Genomic DNA, 3,500 nt, shown 5'->3' with positions numbered 1-3,500 from the left:
ATATATAACATTCCTCGGGGATTCTTTTGCAGCTTCAAAATTTAACCTTGCCCATTCTACAGGGTACCTGTTATGAAACTCAACAGCGGTTGAATTTTCAAGGGCAGCATCCAGAGGTAGGTACTCTCCAAAATCAGCCATCCATCCATCCATTCCTATAGATATCATGTTGCCTATTATGATGGATTTGTACCATTCAAAAGCGTGTGGATTACTTAAATCTACAAGGCCAGCTGGAAAGGTTGTAACGATGATGTCATAAATGGTACAATCTTTCCTTTTAACTAGGTAGCCTTTTTCTGCTGCTTCTTTGTACAATTTCCCATCTTTGATCAAAAAAGGATTTATGTAGCCTAAGAAATGTATACCACTTTCTCTCCACTTTTGGATGTACTCTGGAAGGTTGTGATAATCCTTTTCATCATACTCCCAGTTCCAGTACACTTGCCTTCCAAACTTGGTGTATATTTTTCCAGACCAATCTTGACACCAGACAGCATGAAGAGGTATGTTCCATTTCTTTGCAGTTTGTATTGTGTTCTCTACATTTTTTACTCCCCCCTGGGAGGCCAACCATATACCAAACATCCAATCTTCGTATTCAAAGGTGTTACTGAAGAGCTCGTAGAACTTTTTTATCATTTCTTCCATCGTTCCTTCAATGAGGATAATACCGCATCTGTTGTTCCATATCTCGAAAGAAGCATTAGTTCTTAGATTGACCAGTATTGGAGAAAAGGTTTTGAAAACAATTCCATATCCCTTGTTCGAAAAGAAAACAGGTTGAGGGAAATATGTAGTGTACCAACTGCCTCTTACTCTTTTCAAAGCTGCAAGGAGGGATATCATGTTTCTTCCTCTGCCAACACCTTGTTCCTGGACAAATATGGGGAACTTTTTCCCTGTCAAGTTCAGTTCATTATACTGTTCTCCCCCTCCGAAAATACATTCATCATCCTCCAATTCAATTTCCAGTATCAGTCTGTTGGTTGCTTCACTTGAAGAGTGAATCTCAATCTCCAAAGGTTCTCTAGAGACAATCTTAATGCTCCCTTTAAATGGTTTTCTTTCTTTCAAGGATGACCTTATGAAGAAGTGTCCATGATGATCTTTGATCTTATCTTTTCCAACACCTTCCCAGACATTATTTGAGGAAAAAAGGATGCGGTCATTGATTTTCACAGAGAACTTATCTTCGAATAGTTCACAAGAGATCATCACCTATCACTCTCCAACCTCTCATTTTTGAGAATCCTACAAGGGATTTAGCAAAAGATCCATATCCAATGACAACATGATGAGGAAGACCATTTTCCACAACTGTGTTAACAACTTTTAATGGATCTTTTACCTTGACTCTTACATACGTTCCTTTCAGTTCCTGATCTGTAGGAATAGCCTCGCCCTCTGTTACAAAAAGGGTCCACTTCCCTTCTGTATAATCGACACGAGCAATAGTTACATGTCCTGGTTTCAGGACAAAATCTGTAGTGACGCCTTTTCCACCTGCAAAGTAAGTTTCCAAAGATTTTTTGGACTTTCCATCCCATAGGTTATGGGGAGCAACACCGCAGTGCCACATCAAGAGAGCCGATTCTTCTTCTATGATCTGGCTGATATCTGAAAGGTAAACATCTTGACAACCTATTGCTTTGAACATCAGCATGGTAATCGCTCCTAAGATATCTCCTTCACAGCTTAGAATGGCTCCTTGAGCCATATTCCAAGCCATAGCTGCACATGGTGATATACCGTAATGAAAGACAAACTCTGGCCAACATCTGATGGCTAATGCGTCAAAATTTCCTGTTTCCATGATTCTTCTCAAGGAAATTGCCAGGTTGGCAACTTTCTTTTTCTTCTCTTCGGAAATCTTGCTAGTATCATAGACTCTTTCTATTTCCTGTTTCACTGATTCCAAAGAGTTAGAGTCCATCGCTAAACCAAAAACGGTCTCCAGTGATATGTGTTCAATCATAATGCCAAATTCTTTAAAGAGCAGAGGTTCATAAACATCGACATTTATGAAGGTCTTTGCATGACCTCCAACAAGTCCTATTTTCGCTTTTTCCAGTGCTTTATTAATCTTTAGAATGTCGAGCCATTCTTTGAATTTTTCCTTAAAATGGGTGCTCTTTGAGAGACCGTACACGAAATTGATGTCTCTTCTACCAATCTTCTTCAGATTAGAAACATCCAGATGTGCCCCTACCAAGGAATTCAATCTCACTCTTCCTTCTGAAGAATAGGGCAGCTCGGGAACTGCCCAGCAAAGAATTGGTACATTTGGAAATTCTTTGGAAAGAAAAAGAGCAATATCTCCAAGATGAAACGTGGCACTCATTATCACTATACCGTCTATATCTTCTTTTTGAACACGACTCAGAAACGACACTAAATTTTCTGTGTATTCTATGACATCCGGTGGTGTAATCCACGTTATTTCCTTGTACTCCTTCAAAGATTGCAATTCCTCATTGAAAATTCTTTTTCCTTCACTCACTTCATATGTACTTCTAACAGCAGGTATCAGCAACAAATTGAGCATAAACATCACTCCTTCAAGTCAAATATCGCTGTTTTTATCTCCGTCATCTCTTCTATTGCGAATCTGATACCCTCCCTTCCAATTCCACTTTCTTTGTAACCTCCATACGGCATAAAATCTGCTCTGTATCTGGGGCCTTCATTTATGAGAACGCCACCGAATTCTAATGTCTCAATGGCTTTAAACGCCTCCTCTATCTTTGAAGTGAAAACACCCGCTTGAAGTCCGTATTTTGTCGAATTAGCTTCTGCAAGGGCATCTTCGAAGTTTTCAAACGAGTTGACAGCTACTGCCGGTCCAAAAAGTTCTTCTGTCATTATTTTGGTATCTTTTGGCACATTGAGCAAAACAGTTGGTTGGATCAATGTGTAATCTCTTTTGCCTCCAGTAGCAACTTTTGCACCTTTTTCCACTGCTTCTTTTATCCAGTTCTCTACTCTGATGGCGTTATCTTCATCTATCACTGGGCCCATATCGGTGTCTTCTTTCATAGGATCGCCTACTTTTATTTCCTCTACCTTCTTTACAAGCAGATTCACAAATTCCTCGTACACAGATTTGTGGACATAAACTCTCTGAACAGAAATACAAACCTGACCCGCCTGAGAAAATCCTCCAGATACAGTTGCTTTTACTGCTTTTTCAATGTTTCCGGTTTCTGCTACTATAAGAGGACTGTTTGAACCAAGTTCCAGTGCTACTTTCTTTAAACCCGCATCTTGCATGATCTTTTTCCCCACGGGCACGCTTCCTGTGAAACTGACCATTCTTATTCTTTCATCTTTAACTATTGAAGTACCCACTTTTCCTCCTGGACCGGTAATTATGCTCAAAGCTTCAGCAGGCATACCTGCTTCAAGTAATATTTCTCCCAGGATCAAATTTGTAAGAGGATCTTGTGTGGGAGGTTTTATCACGACTGCATTACCTGCTGCTATAGCAGGACCTATCT

Annotated in this window: 3 protein-coding genes; all 3 read right to left on the bottom strand. The window is 39.9% G+C overall.

What is annotated here, in order from left to right; all coding sequences use genetic code 11:
- Positions 1-1,218, bottom strand: a 1,218-nt coding sequence (locus J7K79_RS04525; protein ID WP_296905613.1) for a TIM-barrel domain-containing protein, incomplete at its 3' end; no start/stop codon positions are given.
- Entirely contained in the window at positions 1,205-2,461 is a 1,257-nt protein-coding gene (locus J7K79_RS04520; protein ID WP_296905609.1) for a fucose isomerase, read from the bottom strand. The genes J7K79_RS04525 and J7K79_RS04520, both read right to left, overlap by 14 nt.
- A gap of 92 nt (positions 2,462-2,553) precedes the next feature.
- Positions 2,554-3,486: an aldehyde dehydrogenase family protein gene (locus J7K79_RS04515; protein WP_296905611.1), complete on the bottom strand. Its 933-nt coding sequence runs from the start codon at positions 3,484-3,486 to the stop codon at positions 2,554-2,556.
- Between the last annotated feature and the right edge of the window lie 14 nt (positions 3,487-3,500).

Source organism: Thermotoga sp. (genome assembly GCF_021162145.1).
Taxonomy (GTDB): Bacteria; Thermotogota; Thermotogae; order Thermotogales; family Thermotogaceae; genus Thermotoga.
Note: the sequence above shows the minus strand (reverse complement) of the source record. Positions and strands in the feature narration are given on the sequence as shown.